Source organism: Enterococcus pallens ATCC BAA-351 (genome assembly GCF_000407485.1).
In the GTDB taxonomy this organism is placed as follows: Bacteria; Bacillota; Bacilli; order Lactobacillales; family Enterococcaceae; genus Enterococcus_A; species Enterococcus_A pallens.
The window spans coordinates 78138-94710 of record NZ_ASWD01000008.1 but is presented as its reverse complement, the minus strand read 5'-3'; the positions used below and the strand labels follow the sequence as shown (position 1 = coordinate 94710).

The 16573-nt window shown below is 42.6% G+C and carries 17 protein-coding genes; 1 reads left to right on the top strand and 16 read right to left on the bottom strand.

What is annotated here, in order from left to right; genetic code table 11:
• The first annotated feature begins 105 nt into the window (after nt 1-105).
• Complete coding sequence (locus tag I588_RS25420; protein ID WP_010758693.1) at nt 106-1059, top strand: sugar-binding transcriptional regulator; 954 nt, start codon at nt 106-108, stop codon at nt 1057-1059.
• Nucleotides 1060-1113: 54 nt separating this feature from the next.
• Here the strand turns inward: I588_RS25420 and I588_RS25415 are convergent, their stop codons facing one another.
• The 16 genes from I588_RS25415 to I588_RS25340 all read right to left on the bottom strand — a co-directional run bounded on the left by I588_RS25415 (nt 1114) and on the right by I588_RS25340 (nt 16403).
• Nucleotides 1114-1731, bottom strand: coding sequence for an AAA family ATPase (locus tag I588_RS25415; protein WP_010758694.1), 618 nt, complete (start codon nt 1729-1731; stop codon nt 1114-1116).
• Nucleotide 1732: 1 nt separating this feature from the next.
• Nucleotides 1733-2599 (bottom strand): class II fructose-bisphosphate aldolase, encoded by an 867-nt coding sequence (locus I588_RS25410; RefSeq protein ID WP_010758695.1) that lies wholly within the window; start codon nt 2597-2599, stop codon nt 1733-1735.
• A 24-nt stretch (nt 2600-2623) separates the two neighbouring features.
• Nucleotides 2624-3022, bottom strand: coding sequence for a hypothetical protein (locus tag I588_RS25405; protein ID WP_010758696.1), 399 nt, complete (start codon nt 3020-3022; stop codon nt 2624-2626).
• Nucleotides 3023-3040: 18 nt separating this feature from the next.
• Nucleotides 3041-4324: a PTS sugar transporter subunit IIC gene (locus I588_RS25400; RefSeq protein ID WP_010758697.1), complete on the bottom strand. Its 1284-nt coding sequence runs from the start codon at nt 4322-4324 to the stop codon at nt 3041-3043.
• Nucleotides 4325-4350: 26 nt separating this feature from the next.
• The gene (locus I588_RS25395; RefSeq protein ID WP_010758698.1) at nt 4351-4659 is read right to left on the bottom strand and encodes a PTS sugar transporter subunit IIB; all 309 of its coding nucleotides are present in this window, start codon (nt 4657-4659) and stop codon (nt 4351-4353) included.
• A gap of 42 nt (nt 4660-4701) precedes the next feature.
• Nucleotides 4702-6774 carry a BglG family transcription antiterminator gene (locus I588_RS25390; protein ID WP_010758699.1) on the bottom strand — a complete coding sequence of 691 codons (2073 nt, stop codon included), beginning with the start codon at nt 6772-6774 and terminating at the stop codon, nt 4702-4704.
• A 243-nt stretch (nt 6775-7017) separates the two neighbouring features.
• Nucleotides 7018-7659 (bottom strand): L-fuculose-phosphate aldolase, encoded by a 642-nt coding sequence (locus tag I588_RS25385; protein ID WP_010758700.1) that lies wholly within the window; start codon nt 7657-7659, stop codon nt 7018-7020.
• Nucleotides 7660-7671: 12 nt separating this feature from the next.
• Nucleotides 7672-8727, bottom strand: coding sequence for an S-methyl-5-thioribose-1-phosphate isomerase (locus I588_RS25380; RefSeq protein ID WP_010758701.1), 1056 nt, complete (start codon nt 8725-8727; stop codon nt 7672-7674).
• 5 nt (nt 8728-8732) lie between these two features.
• On the bottom strand, nt 8733-9962 hold the full coding sequence (gene mtnK / locus I588_RS25375) for an S-methyl-5-thioribose kinase (RefSeq protein WP_010758702.1): 1230 nt from the start codon (nt 9960-9962) through the stop codon (nt 8733-8735).
• A gap of 53 nt (nt 9963-10015) precedes the next feature.
• On the bottom strand, nt 10016-11134 hold the full coding sequence (locus tag I588_RS25370) for a glycerate kinase family protein (protein ID WP_010758703.1): 1119 nt from the start codon (nt 11132-11134) through the stop codon (nt 10016-10018).
• 158 nt (nt 11135-11292) lie between these two features.
• Entirely contained in the window at nt 11293-11646 is a 354-nt protein-coding gene (locus tag I588_RS25365) for a PTS glucitol/sorbitol transporter subunit IIA (RefSeq protein ID WP_034694063.1), read from the bottom strand.
• A gap of 39 nt (nt 11647-11685) precedes the next feature.
• Nucleotides 11686-12684, bottom strand: coding sequence for a PTS glucitol/sorbitol transporter subunit IIB (gene srlE, locus I588_RS25360; protein ID WP_010758705.1), 999 nt, complete (start codon nt 12682-12684; stop codon nt 11686-11688).
• 12 nt (nt 12685-12696) lie between these two features.
• Nucleotides 12697-13248, bottom strand: coding sequence for a PTS glucitol/sorbitol transporter subunit IIC (srlA, locus tag I588_RS25355; protein WP_010758706.1), 552 nt, complete (start codon nt 13246-13248; stop codon nt 12697-12699).
• A 2-nt stretch (nt 13249-13250) separates the two neighbouring features.
• Complete coding sequence (locus tag I588_RS25350) at nt 13251-13733, bottom strand: transcriptional regulator GutM (protein ID WP_010758707.1); 483 nt, start codon at nt 13731-13733, stop codon at nt 13251-13253.
• Between the two features lies 1 nt (nt 13734).
• Nucleotides 13735-15582, bottom strand: coding sequence for a BglG family transcription antiterminator (locus tag I588_RS25345; RefSeq protein WP_010758708.1), 1848 nt, complete (start codon nt 15580-15582; stop codon nt 13735-13737).
• 20 nt (nt 15583-15602) lie between these two features.
• A complete protein-coding gene (locus tag I588_RS25340) occupies nt 15603-16403 on the bottom strand; it encodes an SDR family oxidoreductase (RefSeq protein WP_010758709.1) in 801 nt (266 codons plus the stop codon).
• Between the last annotated feature and the right edge of the window lie 170 nt (nt 16404-16573).

The window sequence follows — 16573 nt, the reverse complement described above, 5'->3', positions numbered from 1 at the left end:
ATGTCAAATGATATTTTCACTTTTTTTTTGCAGCAAAATGGTTTAAAATGGTACTGTCTTAACAGTACGCAAAACGAAATAGAATGTGCGTGGAGGAGGAGAGCTATGAGTACATCCGAGGAAAGAAATATGCTGAAGGTTGCCACACTTTACTACAAAGAGGGCTTAACACAGGTGCAGATAGCGAAAAAGCTAGGTGTTTCACGCTCTCTTATTTCTAAATGGCTGATTGCCGCCCGTAATAAGGGCTTTATAGAATTTTTTATTAATAGCGAGGACGTCTATTCTATTGATCTGGAAAATAAATTAGAAAAAGAGTTTGGGTTAAATTCTGCTGTGGTTATTGATACAAGTAACTTATCCTTTTCAGAGGTGGAGAAGGTCTTAGGTCAGACTGCAGCCATCTCAATTAAAAATAACATTGAAAAAACCGATACAATTGGCGTTTCTTGGGGGAAATCTATCAAAAGCCTGGTGACGCAGTTTCCTTTTGAGAATTATCCTGATAAGGTCTTTATTCCTTTGATCGGTGGGATGGGAACAGATCATTTTGATATTCACTCTAATCAGCTGTGTTATGAATTTGCTAGAAAAACACGCAGTACGTCAAAGTATTTGTATACACCAGCACTGGTTTCTAATCCTTTGATGCGAAAGGAATTTGAAAATAATATTTACATCAAGGGGATTTTAGAAGAGGCAAAAAATGTCTCTTTGGCCATCGTAAGTATCTCCTCGCCTTACCATGTAAATACGATGGAGGAGATTGGTTATATAACTAAGGAAGATATTCTTGAGTTAGAAAAACTGGGGGTAGTCGGCGATGTGAATTCCCGTTTCTTTGATCGCGAAGGCAAGGAAGTTAATCATGATATTAATAACAATGTCATTGGGGTGGGAATTGAAGATTTGAAAAAAATTCCTCAGGTAGTTGCCATCGCCCATCACGAAGACAAGTGGTCTGGGGTTTACTATGCCTGTAAGAACCATTTAATTACTGATTTGATTACAACTGACGTCATTGCCCATCGCATGCTTTCCGATAATCCAGACGAATAGAAACAGCAGCAGGTTCCCTTTTTTTAGGGATCCTGCTGCTGTTTTGCTTATTCCTTATCGATCTTCCTCAATCCGTTTCTTCAACGCTTGAATAAATGGTTGATAATCTACTTTTTCATAATCTGAAACATCAAACTCTACTAGCTCACCTAATTGAAATTCATGATAGCGCCGGTCGTTGATTATCTGGCGAAAGGCTTCTTCGGTAATCAAGGCATCTGCTTGAGTCCGATCAGCAAGCTGATCACCAAAATGATAGTGAGTCATAATATGGCTTAAATGCCGATCATTCGCCACATCTCTTACTTTTCGCCGCTGCCACAGAACATCAAAATCTGCAACTAAACGAATGGTAATGATGTGATAATCATATTTCTCTGCCAGCGCCTGCAAATTAGGTGCCTGCTTTTGGCTGAAGGGGTACTCTGAAAGAATCACCCGTTTACCTGCTTCCATATATAAATCCAGTACCCCATAGTAAAACTTCCAGACTTTTTGTTCTAAAGCGGCTTTTTCAGCTAAGCTGTTAAACCCAACTGAATCCGCTAGAATCTCTTTGCCTTCGTCTGGGGTGATGACAAACAGCTCCGGCAGTACCTTTTTTATTTCGTTGATTAAATACGTTTTGCCGGTTGCCGGACTCCCCGCCAGTAAAATCAAGTATTTTTTCATCTTATTTCTTCAAGGCTAGCGGGCTGTCTACGTTCATGAACAGGCCGATTTTGTGTTTAACAATTTCTTTTACTTTGATATTTGCTGGAATGACATTATGGCGCAGTGATTTATTGACTTCAGTTTCGGCAAAGGATTCTTTTGCGGTTTTGGTCCAATTTACCAGCAATTCGGTTCCGACATTAAACTTGCGGATACCGTTATTGATTAGTTCCGGATAATCCTCTTCTTTTACTCCGGTGCCGCCATGTACAACTAACGGGATATCAACAACTGCGTGAATTTCTTTTAATAAAGGAATATTGACTTCGGTTTTGGATTTGAACTGACCATGGTTTGTTCCAATGGCAATGGCTAGTGCATCTACACCGGTTTGTTGGACAAATTCTACTGCATCAGCCGGTTTAGTGTACACCTTGTCGTCTTCTGCAACGGAGATGCCTTCTTCGGTTCCGCCGATGGTTCCTAATTCCCCTTCTACTGAAGCACCATGGGCATGGGCATATTCAACAACTGCTTTAGTTTTGGCAATATTTTCTTTAAAGGGCAAATGGGATCCGTCGTACATGACGCTCGAGTAGCCGGCATCGATAGCTGCTTTGATTTCGTCAAAGTCGCGTGCATGATCCAGATGCAGGCAGACATCGACCATTTCATCCTCGGCAATTTCCTTGACTACAGCTACCATAACTTTGTAGCCAATATACTTGGCTGTATCAATACTGGTTTGAATGATAATCGGTGCGCCCATTTCTTTAGCCGCTCGAATCATTTCCGGCAGCATTTCTAAATTATGAGTGTTAAAGGCGCCAATGGTCATGTTTAATTCTGTGGCAGTTTGAGTGACTTCTTTAAGTGTTTTATACATGTATACAATACCTTCTTTTCTTTTTTATCCGCTGATAGTGACTTTTTTGGCAATCTGGCGCATGTCGTCCATTTTGCCCATATAATAATCAATCCCTGCATCGTCGCCGTTGCGGGCAGCTTCAGCCCGCTTGGCGTTGTAGAGACTCATTAACTTTTTGTAGCCGTCCTTGATGGTAAGTTTGTAATCGAGACTGGTTTCCAGTGCGTTGATGGCCTGCTCTGTCTCTTGTAATTCTGCATAAGTGAGACCCAGCTGCTCGTGTAATTGTGCCATTTTTTCTTTTTCGGCTGGATCAGCTGCTTCGATTTCAGCCGTTAATTCCTGAAGCTTACCTGTTAACGCTTGTTTATCTTCTGCGGTCAAGGTTGGTTCTACCACTTCAACAGCTTTCTTTTCTTTCTTTTTGAAAAAACCAAACATAAGAAATTCCTTTCCAGCCTAGAAGGCTTTTAAGATAGGGCTTAATATCCAGGCGTACAATAGAGCGACCGTAACTGTATCAACATCGGTTGCGGTAGCGTTGACGAAGCCCATTTGATTGAAAATAGTTACTAACAAGGCTGGCAGCAGCGTAATGAAGAATCCGTGAGCGATCCCGCCGATAATTGCGCCTCGTCGTCCGCCAACTGCATTACCGAAGATGCCGGCAGTCCCACCAGCAAAGAAGTTCGTTAACATTCCTGGCAGAATCATGGCTAAACCAAACATCGGTAAAACAAACATGGCGATAATCGTACCAATCGTTGTTGTAATGAAGCCTAAGATAACTGCGTTTGGTGAATAAGGGAAGAACACTGGGCAGTCTAGAGCTGGCACGGCATTCGGCACCAGCTTCATAGCAATTCCGCGGAAGGCTGGCACGATTTCTCCTAGCAACAAACGTACACCTGATAGCAGGACATAAACCCCAACGACAAACTGGATGGCTTGCAGGAAGGCATACATCAAGTAATGCTGGGACCCAGTATCGACAACGTCTGCTCCAGCAAAGGCAGCTGTGATAATATACAACGGCACCATGACTACCATCACTGATAGATACGTATCTTGCAGAAATTCAAAGGATTTTGGTAAATTAATGTCTTCGATTGATTTTTTGTTTTCGCCTTTTTCACCGAAAATGTAAGCAACTCCTGCTTCAAACATGTAACCAATCGTACAAAAGTGACCGAGGGCAATGTCGTTGGAACCTGTAATCTTACGAATAATCGGCTGAGCAATTGCTGGCATAGCCACCGCAAAGACGGCACCGACGAATCCACCAACTAGAATTAAGACAATTCCTCTTAAACCAGAGAAGTAACCAAAGACGGTTGTCATGGTTGCCATCCATAAAATTGCCTGACCCGTTAAGAAGATGTATTTCCATTTAGTAAAGCGAGCAATAATAATATTAAAAACAAAAATGGCTAAAAAGGTTAAGGCAATGTCGCGGCCTAAGCCTAGTTCATTCATCGCCTGTCCATTAATTGCTTCAATCGAAGGAATAATTCCCTGCATATTGAAGCCGGCTGTGAAGATTTCACCAAAGTAGGTTAAGCTGCCAACGATAATACTGGAGCCGGCACTTAATACCTGGAAGCCCAGTAAGGTTTTCAAGGTACCAGAAATTACTTGCCCCACCGATTTCTTTTGCAGGACCAAACCCAACATGGCAATCAACGCAATTGTGATTGAGGCCTGTGTCAAAATATTTTGAATAATAAAATTCACTACACCCATTGTTTTGTCTCCTTTATGCTAATTTTTTACAAAGCGCCCTTTTCTGCTAAAACTGGTAATAATTTTTCTTCAATTTCTGCCTTTGAGACGATATTCTTCAAGAAAACAATTGACGTTTTACTTTCATCAATCGAGAATTTTTCAAACTGCGACTGGAAATTTTGTGCGGTAATAATCACATCTGGTTGAACCGAAGCCGCCGTGGAAATATCTACATGATCCAATTTTGCATCGACGTTGTGTGCATTTAAGACATCCTCAGCGGCCATCTGAGCGGCAAAGCTGCTGCCTAAGCCTGCACCGCAAACAAATAAAATTTCTACTCTTTTTCCCATAATCATTTCGCTCCATTCTATTTTTAAAAAAATTATTCCTGCTTAACTGAACAATACTGCTTTGAATTCTTCTACATCGGTGAACTCGCTTAACTGGTCAATCTTTTCTTCGTCATTGATTAACTCCACCAAGCTTTTCATGATATTTAAGTGAGAGAAGGAATCCACGGCGGCCAGACAAAATACGATTTTCACTGGATCATTGCTGTCATTGCCAAATTCCACTGGCGTTTCCAAAGTGGCTACGCTAAGACCTAAGCGGTTCACGCCATCCTCTGGTCGGGCATGGGCTAACGCGATATGCTTACCGATCACAATATAAGGCCCAAACTCCTTGACCGATTGAATCATGGCCTCCACATAACTTTTTTCAATCACGGCTTCCTTTAATAATGGCTCCGCTACCTTCTCAATTGCTTCCTCCCAATCGTGAACAGGCTGCTTCAATAAAATCGCACTGTCCTTTAACACATCTTTCAACATCGGCTGAATCTCCTTTTTATTGATCACTAAATGGTTTTGATCAAAGACTAATTCTAATTCTTTATAAATTTCACCACTCACCTGTCCCTGACTTCGTTCGATGATGTCAATCAAGGTGTAAAACAAGTGTGTGGAATCGTTGCTGTTGTTAATCAACCGTTTGTATTTGCTGTTTTCGTTTAAAAATTGCTGAATCCGTTTTTTGCTTTCTTCCTTGATAATCGGGTCCAGCTCCAGCAACGGCTTCTTGTCATAGGAAACCTGGACGGTAGAAAAGACTAAATCGACATCTAGCTTGTCAATCAAGGCTATTTCCCGAGAGCTTAACACCGCCAATACTTCAATATTGAACAGCTCCTTTAAGTTTTCCGATAACAGCTTTCCTGTTGCCATCCCGTGGTTGCAAATTACTACCGCTTTATAGACGTAGTGAAGATCTTGATTAATCGCACTGACTGAGGTAGAAAAATGAATCGTTAGGAAAGCCATTTCATCTTCACTCAGTTTTTTGCCGGTCCACTTCTCGATTTCCGGGGTGAACTGCTGAATGGCGGTGTAAATATTGCCATAGTTCTTTTGAATATTTTCCTTTAGCGGATTCACAATTTGGATATCGCTCTTGACTCGATTGATCAATCCAGCAATATGCTTGTACAGCCCTTCCTGCAGTACCTCTTCCTTGCGGGAAAAAGGGATTTTGGTTTGCGTCTCTACAAATTGAATCAATTGAATCGATAACAGCTGCGCCTGAACCCATTCGATGGAATTATTCATATCCCGTGAGTTGAAGGTATTCAGCATGAAAACAATATATTTAATTTCAATTTCCGGCGGATGAATCGCAAATGTCTCACAGATCGCATTCACATAATCGCGAATTTCACTTTGCGGTGTGTCCACTACCTCCCAGGCAGTACTGGCAATCAAATCCTGCCGCAGATAACGACTGAGCCATACCGCGGTAAAAACAATTAATTGATTCCGATAAATATTGTCTTCCACTGATGAGATGGATTGGTCATACAGCTGATCCAGCTTCTGTAAAAGCGTCAGCGGAATGTAGCGATCAAGGATTGAACGATTTAACGAGGATAAATGTGCCTTCCCTGGATCAATGACCCCAACTGTTTCGTTGATAATGTCATAGATCATTGTCCGAATGGAACGCTCAGCTCCCCGCAGGACAATTCCCTGCTTGGCAATACTTAATACTTCAATTCCATAGGTTTGCAGAGTTGTCCGTACCCGCCGCATGTCTTCATCCAAGGTACTTTTAGAGATCAAGTATTCTTCTTCCTTTTGGTAAAGAAAAACTGGGCGTTTACCTAAAGAGAAGGCCAGAATCAAATCAAAAATCCGATTTTCTCTTTCTAGATAATCTGGGGTCTCCACCTTTTTGGTAAACTCATTCAATTGCTTGCGCTGATCTTCTGACAAAACCAGCTGGTATCCTTTTTTGCGAACGTTCTCAATTTCGGGAAAATGCTTGCGCATCAGAAATTCATTAATTTCCTTCAATTCATTGCGAATCGTGCGGGCACTGATACGAAATTTCTCTTCCAGTGCTGGCAGGTCTAAAGGATAGTCAGTAGTTATAAAAAGTTTTAGCATGTTAATCGTTCGATCTTTCATATTCTTATCCCCTCGTCTAAACAAAGTATATAGTTGGCAACAATTCTTGATAAGTAGAGATTGTTGCCAACTATTTGTGCAAAAATGTAAGCGTTATGATTGAACTGCTGTTTTTCCTATAAATAATCCAGCCTTAACAGACACCCTTTCAATGTTATTTTTTGTTGAAAAAATGTTAGAAAAAAGACCCTCATTAACAAAATACTCTGTTAATGAGAGTCCTGATTTTAAAAGCTGACTTTCCTATTGCTGACCGTATGTGCCGAATTTCTCCACGGCTTCTGCCAGCTGTTCATTGTTTAATAAAACAGGGGTGCCGATACAACGGGCCCGGTAATTTAATTTGGCGATAAATTCAATATCCTTAGCCACCTCAAAAGCAGCTGACAGGGTCTTGCCAATCGTTAAAACACCATGATTTCCTAGCAAAATTCCTTTATCTTTGCCAATTTTGTTGTAGGCTTCTTCGGCCAATTCATAGCTGCCAAAGGTACAATAATCGCAGCAGCGAACCTTTTCGCCAATCGAACCAATAATGTAATGCAACGGCTCAATCTCCTGCTGTAAACAAGCAAAGGTGGTAGCATATTCCGAGTGCGTATGAACCACACTGTTCACATCTGGACGATTGCGATAAAAAATCGCATGCAGATCGTATTCACTGGAAGGCTTGCGATCGCCTTCAACAACCTTTCCATCCAAATCCATCACGACAATATCTTCCATTTTGGTATCAAAGTAAGGAATCCCGCTGGGGCTGATCAGCATCACGCCTTGTTCTCTTAAATAAAGACTGATGTTGCCGCCGGTTCCGGTGGTTAACCCTTCCGTAATCAACTTTTTACCATAGTCAACAATTGCTTCCCGTTCTTTTAAATAGTTCATTTCTTCTCATCCTTAATAAAATGTATTTTCTGGATTGACTTCCATATAGCTGGCTAAATCATAGGGTGAAAAAATCCCGCGATCGGTGACAATTCCCCCAATTAATTCTGGCGGCGTCACGTCAAAGGAGGGATAAATCGCTATAACACCTGGTAAGGTATGCTTAATCCCATTCATTTCCAACACCTGCTCTGGATTGCGCATCTCAATTTTAATGCTTTCCTTGGTCTTTTTGTCGGTATCGGGAATTCCTGTCACAAAATAAGGAATGCCAAAGCGATTCGCCAACAGCGCAATCTGGTAAGTGCCCACCTTATTGGCTATGTAGCCGTCTTGAGCAATCGTATCAGCCGCTGAAGTGTAAATGTCAATTTTTTCATGGGTCATTAGATAGGCAATCATGTTGTCAGTGACCACCGTCGTCTCAAAGCCCATTTCAGCACAGCAGCTAGCTGTAAGACGGGCCCCCTGCAAGTAAGGTCGGGTTTCAGCACAGAAAAAGCGCAGCTGTTTGCCTTGCTGCTTGGCTTCCCGCAGCAGGGTTCCGATAATCGTTTCGCCAAAGCATTGTGTCAGCACTGTACCCTCGTCAGGAATTTTATCAATTAGATATTTGGCTACCTTGCTCATCGTAAAGTAACGACGATTCAAAGAATCAATCGTATTTTGCTTGATGGCTTCCGTGGGATCATGATCAATCGTTAAGGCTGCCTCCGCCACCCGCAAGCATTTTTCCGTGATTAAGCGCATGCGATTAGCCGTGGTGGGACGAGCTGTCGCAATGGTTTCTGAAGCCTCCTGCAAATAGGCAATCCGTTCTTCTGGGGCTAAGTCTTTACTCTGATCACTAGCTAGAGCCATGCCCATTCCCGCAGCTGTATAAGGTCCGGCGCTTTGCGTTACCATGTCGGTAATTGCCTGAGCAACCTCCTGATAAGTGGTACATTCCACAAATTCTAAACGGGTTGGGTAAATGCGACGGTCTAAAATCCGGACCTTGCCTGCTTCATACCACGCCACGTTTTCGTATTGCAGCAACGTGGGCATCTCTGTATCTTGTCGTTCCATTTGACTTATCGCTCCTTCAATTCATTAAAGTGCTGAATTATTTGCTGACCACTGGTGATTTTCCGGCGATCAATAATTAATTGAATGCCGATTTTGATCAATAAGCGCTCCATTTTCAGCTGGGACTCGGGATTTGTTAGCAGACTCAATTCTTTAACCTTTGAATCACCAACCACCCGGCGAATAATTTCCGTACCAGCATAGCCTAAAGCATCAGCAAAAATATCATCCAGCAGACTCTGTTCAAAGACCTCGTTTCGGTATAAGGAGCATTGAACCTGTTGATCGTACACCTGCTCGAATTTTTCTCGAGTCTTGTCATAAACCTCTTGAATGGCTGACTGGCTCCATTGAACAAAGGCTTCCTTCGGCTGATCTTCAAACATCATTTCCACCATGGGAAAATATAAATGAGCCAGTACATTGCCGATATCATAGCCAATCGGACCGTAAAAGGCAAACTCGGGATCAATAACCTTTAATCCCCGCTGATGAATGAAAATCGAACCTGTATGCAAATCCCCATGAATCAGGGCCTGGGCATTGTTCATAAAATTGTTCCGCAGCCAAGCCACCTCAGATTGCAGCGGCGTATTTTGGTACAAGTTTTCCGCCACAAAGTCCTGATTGCCAGGTGTGATGATGTTTCGCTGCTTGTAATCATTGTAAGGCTCGGTAAAAACCAAATCCTCACTAATATCTGACATCTCGATATTGATAAATTCCCGCACCTTTTGCTTCTTCACTCCTCGCGCCAATACTAGATCAGTCGTCGGCAGTAAAGTCTCTGCTAAATAATCAGAAATCGCTTCACTGAAATGAGGAAATATCTGGTGATCTATCAATTGGTAACGCATATTGTGATAAGCGGAGATATCTTCCATGGTTAGAGCATGCATTTGAGGATCAAAATAGTAAACCGTTGGCACATAATCTGGTGCCAGCTCATTTTGCCAAATCAATATTTCCGCTTCAATTCGGCTGCGATCAATCGACAAGGGTCGACCAGAAGAACGCAGCCGCTTATCCGCCTGTTTAATAACGATACTTTCCCCACTTGTCTGATTCACAATTCGAAAGACATAATTAATATTGCCATCACCAATCTCGGTTACTTCCAGCTCGTCAGTTGAAGAAAACAACTGCAGTTCATTGACTACATAATCAGCAATCGCTGCTTGGTCCATCAAAAAGTGTTCTTGGTAACGGGGATTATTTGCAAGTCGCACCTGCATGAATTTCGCCTACTTTCTATCGCTGCAACAACCCTAGTTTCAATGATTTCTTCCTATTTTTCAACTACTTTGTGATAAAAACTAGCTACACTTTCAGCCGTTCGCATCAGATTAGCTTCCGTATCGGCTAAAGCTGCCGCTAACTCCTCTGGCTGATGCAAAATAGGAAAGGCCGCCGTGATTCCAGCTGCTGCGGTATTGGTCAAATTCTTATCGACACTGCCACATAGAGCAATTACCGGGATTTCCTTTGGTACTCGCTGCGCAATGCCGACGGGTGCTTTCCCAGAAAGACTTTGCTGATCCATACGGCCTTCACCAACGATAACTAAATCAGCGTCCTTTACCGTCTCTTCAAACTCCATCAAATCCAAAACATAATCAATCCCAGAAACAATCTCACCCTGGGCAAAAGCTACTACACCCGCTGCGATTCCACCGCCAGCACCTGTACCGGCCAGCTCTAAGACTTCGGGCGCTGCTAATTGATAAAAGCTTTGCAATGCAGTATCTGTCGGCGGGATTTCTTCTTTGCGCAGCCCTTTTTGCGGTCCAAAAACCGCCGCTGCTCCCTGTTCACCGCAGAGAGGATTTTTAACATCATTAATGATTTTAACTGTTGCCTCACCAAGCTTAGGAAATACCGCCGCTTTCTCAATTTTGGCAACCTTAGCCAAATTTTCACCTATTGGCAACAGCTCTGCGCCCTCTTCATCTAAGAAACGATAGCCTAGCCCAGCCGCAAAGCCGATTCCGCCATCCACATTGGCACTGCCACCCACACCAATTCCGATTTCGGTAAAGCCCTGCTGGATTAAGTAAACCAGCAGCTCACCTAAGCCTTTAGTCTGTAAGCGCAAAGGTGCTCGCTGTTCAGCCGGGATCTGGGGCAATCCTACCAAATCAGCCATTTCAAAAAAGGCCTGCTGTCCCTTAAAGCCGTAGCGCATCGCCACCTGATCGCCAAATGGCCCCGTTACCTCAGCCGTCGCGGTCTCTAGCCCCAAACTGCTGATTAACGCATCCAAGGTTCCTTCTCCGCCATCGCCAACTGGCAATGTCAGATATTCCGCTTCTGACCAGACTCTAGATAATCCTTTTTGAACAGCTGCTGCAACTTCTGGTGCCGATAGACTCCCTTTAAAAGAATCGGGCATAATTAGTACCTTCATTGTGCACTTTCCTCCTCATAAAAAATACCTTCTTGGTTCAAGTCTTACATTTCTTAACCAAAAATGCAAAGCTTTTCCAAGAAGGTATTTATTTGATGTGTAAAGAAAGTATCCGTTTTCGTAAAAGCTCGACTAGTTGCAAGTTTCCGCAGCGGCTCTTACTGAATACTAATTTTAGTGCCAACTTGAATCGTCGGCATTTCTTTTGCTTCTACGTACAGGGTTCCCGGTAATTCGGCTTCTGTTGACCCGTCAAAGCGTAACGTAATATGGCCTAAATCATCTAAGTTTTTCTTCACAACATCCCCAACAGCAGTGATTTGGTACGCTTGATCATCAAATGAAAAAGTCATACCCGGAAGAATTTCCTCAGTTGAAGCCTTTAATTCAATGTTGTAGCAGTAATCTGCCAACGTATCTGGTGCTTCGTTGCCAAAGAATATCAGCATATTTTCGGCTTGGAACATTTCGGCTTCTGGTCCAATATTGGTCACTTGCGTTTCAAAAATCATTTTTATCATCTCTCCCAACAACTACTTTTACCTACTAGTTTAACTGTACATACCAAAACTTGCCAGCCAAGCTACCACAACCCGCGGCACACCATTCAAGAAACGAGAATACAGAACAGATGGTACCCCAACTTCAACGGTTTCCGCTTCAGCTTCCTCTAAACCTAAACCAACCGGAATAAAGTCAGCAGCATTTTGGGTATTAATGGCGAACAAGGCTGGTAACGCTAATTGTGGTGGAATGTTGCCTTTACCAATTTCTACCCCAATCAAGGTACCTAAAATCTGGCTGATAACTGCCCCTGGTCCTAACAATGGTGACAGGAATGGCAGTGAACAGATAAAGCCGATAATAATCAAGCCAATTACGTTACCTGCTAACGGCTTCATCATGTTGGCAAAAACCGTTCCGATTCCTGACCCTTGAATAATCCCAATTAATAGTGATACAAAGGCCATGAAAGGAATAACCGTGTTAATCATGGTTTGCACACCTTCACGAGCGGACTGGTTAAAGGTTGCTACAACCTTTCCGGCGCCCATCCCGATTTTAGCAATGAAGCTTTGCTGCTCAGCTCGTTGCTCGGTGATTTTTTTATCAGTAGAATATTTGTATTTCTTTTCTTCCTTCGGTGCTTCTGTTGGTGCAGCAGCTGCTTCACTTTCGTCGGCCAGCATAATTTGATCCGGTCCTACTGCCGAAACATAAATCTCTTCCGTAATATATTGTGCCAACGGACCACTTTTACCAGTGGGTACAATGTTGACCGTTGGAATGTGTTTCTTCGGATAAATTCCGCAGCGCAGGGTTCCGCCGCAGTCGATAATTGCCATCGCAATTTCATCATCTGGAATAGAGGTTTTGAAGCCATTGACTGGTTCCATTCCGCTTAATTCTGCAATTTTATCAACAATTGCTGGCTTTTCACCGCCGCCAGTTACGTAAATGAATTTATGTTTTTCTGCGGTTGGAGTAATGACTAATGGTCCACCAAATCCACCGTTGCCTTTTACGATTTTTATACTTTTGTAAGTCATTTTTCTTTCCTCCTACTCTACTGTTCGAACGTCTTTACTTAGTTCAACACCTTGTTGTTTACAAACAAAGGCTGTCGTAAAGTCCGTTACCCAACCGCCGATAAAGTTCATCACAATCCCTACCAGCATGTAGCGAATCGCCAGCTCCATTGAATTCAGACCTAGTGCAGTAATCCCTTGAGCAATCCCCATCCAAACAAACAATTCACCCGGATTAATATGGGGGAAAACACCGTTGCTGGTATGACAAAACTGCGCTTGAGATGCGTAGTAGCTTGGTTTGTAATACTCTGGCAAGAAACGAGCCATAGTAAATGACATCGGATTTCCTAACATAAAGGCTGAAACAAAAGGCAAGATCAAGTAACGAGTAAACGGATTTTTAGATGAAGCCCGAGCTACCTTAGTTACCCGTTCTTCCCCTAAGAAGGCAATCAGCGTATTCATTGCCACCATCAAAAGTAGTACAACTGGTACAATCCCAGTCATCCAGCTGATAAATGTTTCAGCACCTGTTTGGAAAAGGCCCATGAAGCCTTCCGCGAATTTAATTAGAAAATCCATTTTTAAACACTCCCTTTAGTAAATTTTGTTTGAATTGATTGTTTTAACATTGATAATTGCAGCCCCACATTCATCGCTGGCGAGACTGGCTGACGTTCTTGGTAGTTCCCTTTTTCAACTTCTAAATAGACCTTTTGTGCATTCAAGGCAGCTTGGCGAGTTAATTTGTTTTCCTTCAATAAAACAGGATGTTCTTCATTTAACTCGTGAATATCCAAGCCGACAAACTGCGGTCGCGCTTTAAAGCGAGCCAGTATGGACGTGCCCTGCATCATTTCCGCCTCACCAATTTTGCCTGCCGCATCTACTGAAAATAAAAGCAGAGTTCCGGAAGCAATTTTTCCTGGTCTTCGGCCGATAGCCACCTTGCCTTTGCGGCGCATGCGACCGTACACCGTGTTAAAATTTTTAATTTGCTTTAAGCCTAAAAGCGTTTGAATAATATAAGCAACAAGAGCAATAGCACCTAGAAAAAAGATATTCATCTTAGACTTCCCCTTTCGTTAATAGCTGTGTGTATTCTTCCTTGGAAGTCACTTCCTTCACCTTTTTACGCAGGTTAGGATTGGAAGAAATGGTAAAAATAGTATCGTAAAAACTTAACAGCTCGTCCTCTGCTTCCATCGTCAGGTTCACCGGAATGGCCACTAAAAAGACCAGCTCGATTTCCTCCAGCGACGGTTGTTCTGAATACGAACCAATAAAAGCCACAATTTGATCACTTTGATTGTTAATCCCATGGGGAAAAGCAATCCCATTTTCAATTACTGCCGATTCCTCCTGCGATTTTTGCAGGATATAGGTTTTGAAGGCTGTATCAATCCACTTTTCAGTTTCAAGCTGATTCAGCATCTTCAGCAAGTTTTCTTCATAGGATTTCTGACCATTCAAATCCGCAAAACTGAAATGGATATTTTCAAAGGAAGCTGCCTTGGAAGCTATGATTCGTTTCCACTCGCCTAAAAGCCAATTGTCATTAAACAGATCAGTCAGCTTAATTAAGGTGGTTGGAACCTTGGTTTCCTTTAACGGAATCGTTGTGAATATCGCAAAATAGCGATCCAAATCTTTGGTTTGATACTCTTCCTCTGAATAATGAGCAATTCGAATATTGGGCCCTAAAACATTGCCCAACTGACGCTTCAGCATCAGGGCTGTTCCTTTTCCCGTATTGCAGACAATCGCAATTTCTTTAAAATTCCCACTAGTATCTGCCTTTAGAGCCAGCTCAAAATAAATGGCCAGATAAGAAATTTCGGCTGTACGCTGCGGCTTGTTTAAAAAGTCTGCCAACGCTCGAATGCCAATATCGGCTAGTTCATAAGCAAAGGCATGCTTGTTGCGAAAATCATGCCCGAAAATGTCATAGGCCTGTACGCGAAAAATGATGCGGTTAAGCAAAAACATAAAATGAGCCCGCAGATTTTTGAACAGCTCCTCTTCATTGATCGTAATAATTACCGCTTCATGAATTGCCGCCATCATCGTCTCAAACAGCTGACTCACAATCGGATTTTCCGCTGCCTGCTCATCGACGACGTTGTTGTTAAAGATATTCAACGGAAAACACAGGAAATCAAACTCAAATTGACTCAAAGTGACACTGTAGCTTTCCTCAATCGTCATCCGCAGCTCTTCTATGCTCTCCTCTTCCGCGAAATAGTTTACGTAATATGGAACAGGAACTTGCAGTGTTTTTCCTGCTTGAATCCGATCCAAAGTTAAACTAATTACCTTTTTCCATAAACCAGCCGTACGAAAATCCAATTTCTTAGTTATTGCTATTTCTTCGATTAACAATAAAATCGTCTCACTTAAGCTGGTGTATTCCAAGTAATCATAAGCATGGTACAAATACAACATCCGTAAATTCTCTTCCTGCCCTTGCAGCAGCAAGCCCTTATTGGGGGTTCCAATCAAGGAGATATCAAAATCCTGCAGCAGCTGCTTCAAATTCCGCAAATCCTTGTTTACCGTCGAACGACTGACACCGACTATTTCAGATAAATCATCGATTACCACGTAATCCTGCCGTTTCATAAAACAGTCAATCAATACAGCCATGCGTTTACTGCTGGAATTGAAATCCATCTGCTGCTTCAGGCTGCCATTCATAACGCCTTCAAATTGCTTGGAATCAATCACCTTTAACTGATAAAAACCTGTAGCTTCAACGATTTTGGCCACATGCTCCATTTGTTCATTCAGCAGCTGAATGGTTTTTTTGACTGTTTGTGAAGTTGTATTGGTAATCAGCTCCAGCTCCTCTAGCGTCAACCGATCTTGAGTAATAAAATGCTGCAACACTTGATACCAACGATTCACCAACGCCATCTTATTACCCCGCTTTCACCTTAACCTCGTGTTTTACCACCTGCGACATTGGTTGTGACCCCAGTGATATAACTTGCCCGATCCGATAGGTAGTAGCACACCAAATCTGCTACTTCACTTAATTTGCCGCTGCGGCCTAAAGGAATCGTCGTGGTTTTACTATAGTTTTGGCGTAAATCATCAACTGTAATTCCGCGGGTGTAAGCTAGAGCTGTTTCGTACTCGATCGTCCGCAAGCCGGTTTCCTCCATGATTCCAGGAGCAATTCCAACCACTCGAATCCCTTGCTTGCCCAGCTCCTTCGCCCAAGAACGGGTATAGCTGTTAACGGCTGCCTTGGTTGCTGCATAGGCGCTTTGCCCTTCAGAACCCTCTAGTCCACTTTCAGAAGACATGTTGATGATGACACCTTGTTTATTCCCTACCATTATTCTAGCAACTGCCTGACTCATTAAGAAGAGACCTTTTTGATTAATTGCAAAAATCTTGTCAAAAACACCATCGGATAATTCAAATTCACCATGAGGTTCCTTGTCATCTACTAATAATCTTGGAACATTAATGCCAGCATTATTTACTAAACCATCAATCGTGCCAAATTCCGCGGCTGCCTTTGCTACATTTGCTTCCACCTGTTCTCTTGAAGAAATATCAGTGGCAAAGAAACGAAGATTCTCATGCTGCTGGCTGCCTTCTCTTAAGTCAAAGTTGGCAACCTGTACCCCAACCTCCAACAATTCTGCTACAATACTTGCACCGATTCCTGACGAACCGCCAGTCACAATCACTTTTTTTCCTGCAATGTTTAACCAATCTGTCATAGCCCGTTCCTCCTATTTCTAATACACCCAAAGTATAGAGCCCCTCGATCACAAAATTAATACGGTCTTTTTTTGCGCTGGATAAAAAAACGTGAACTAATTCGTGAATTTGTGAAAAATGAGCGGAAAAGAATTTCTGAAATGCGTTTAGGTAGTACGTTAATACCCAG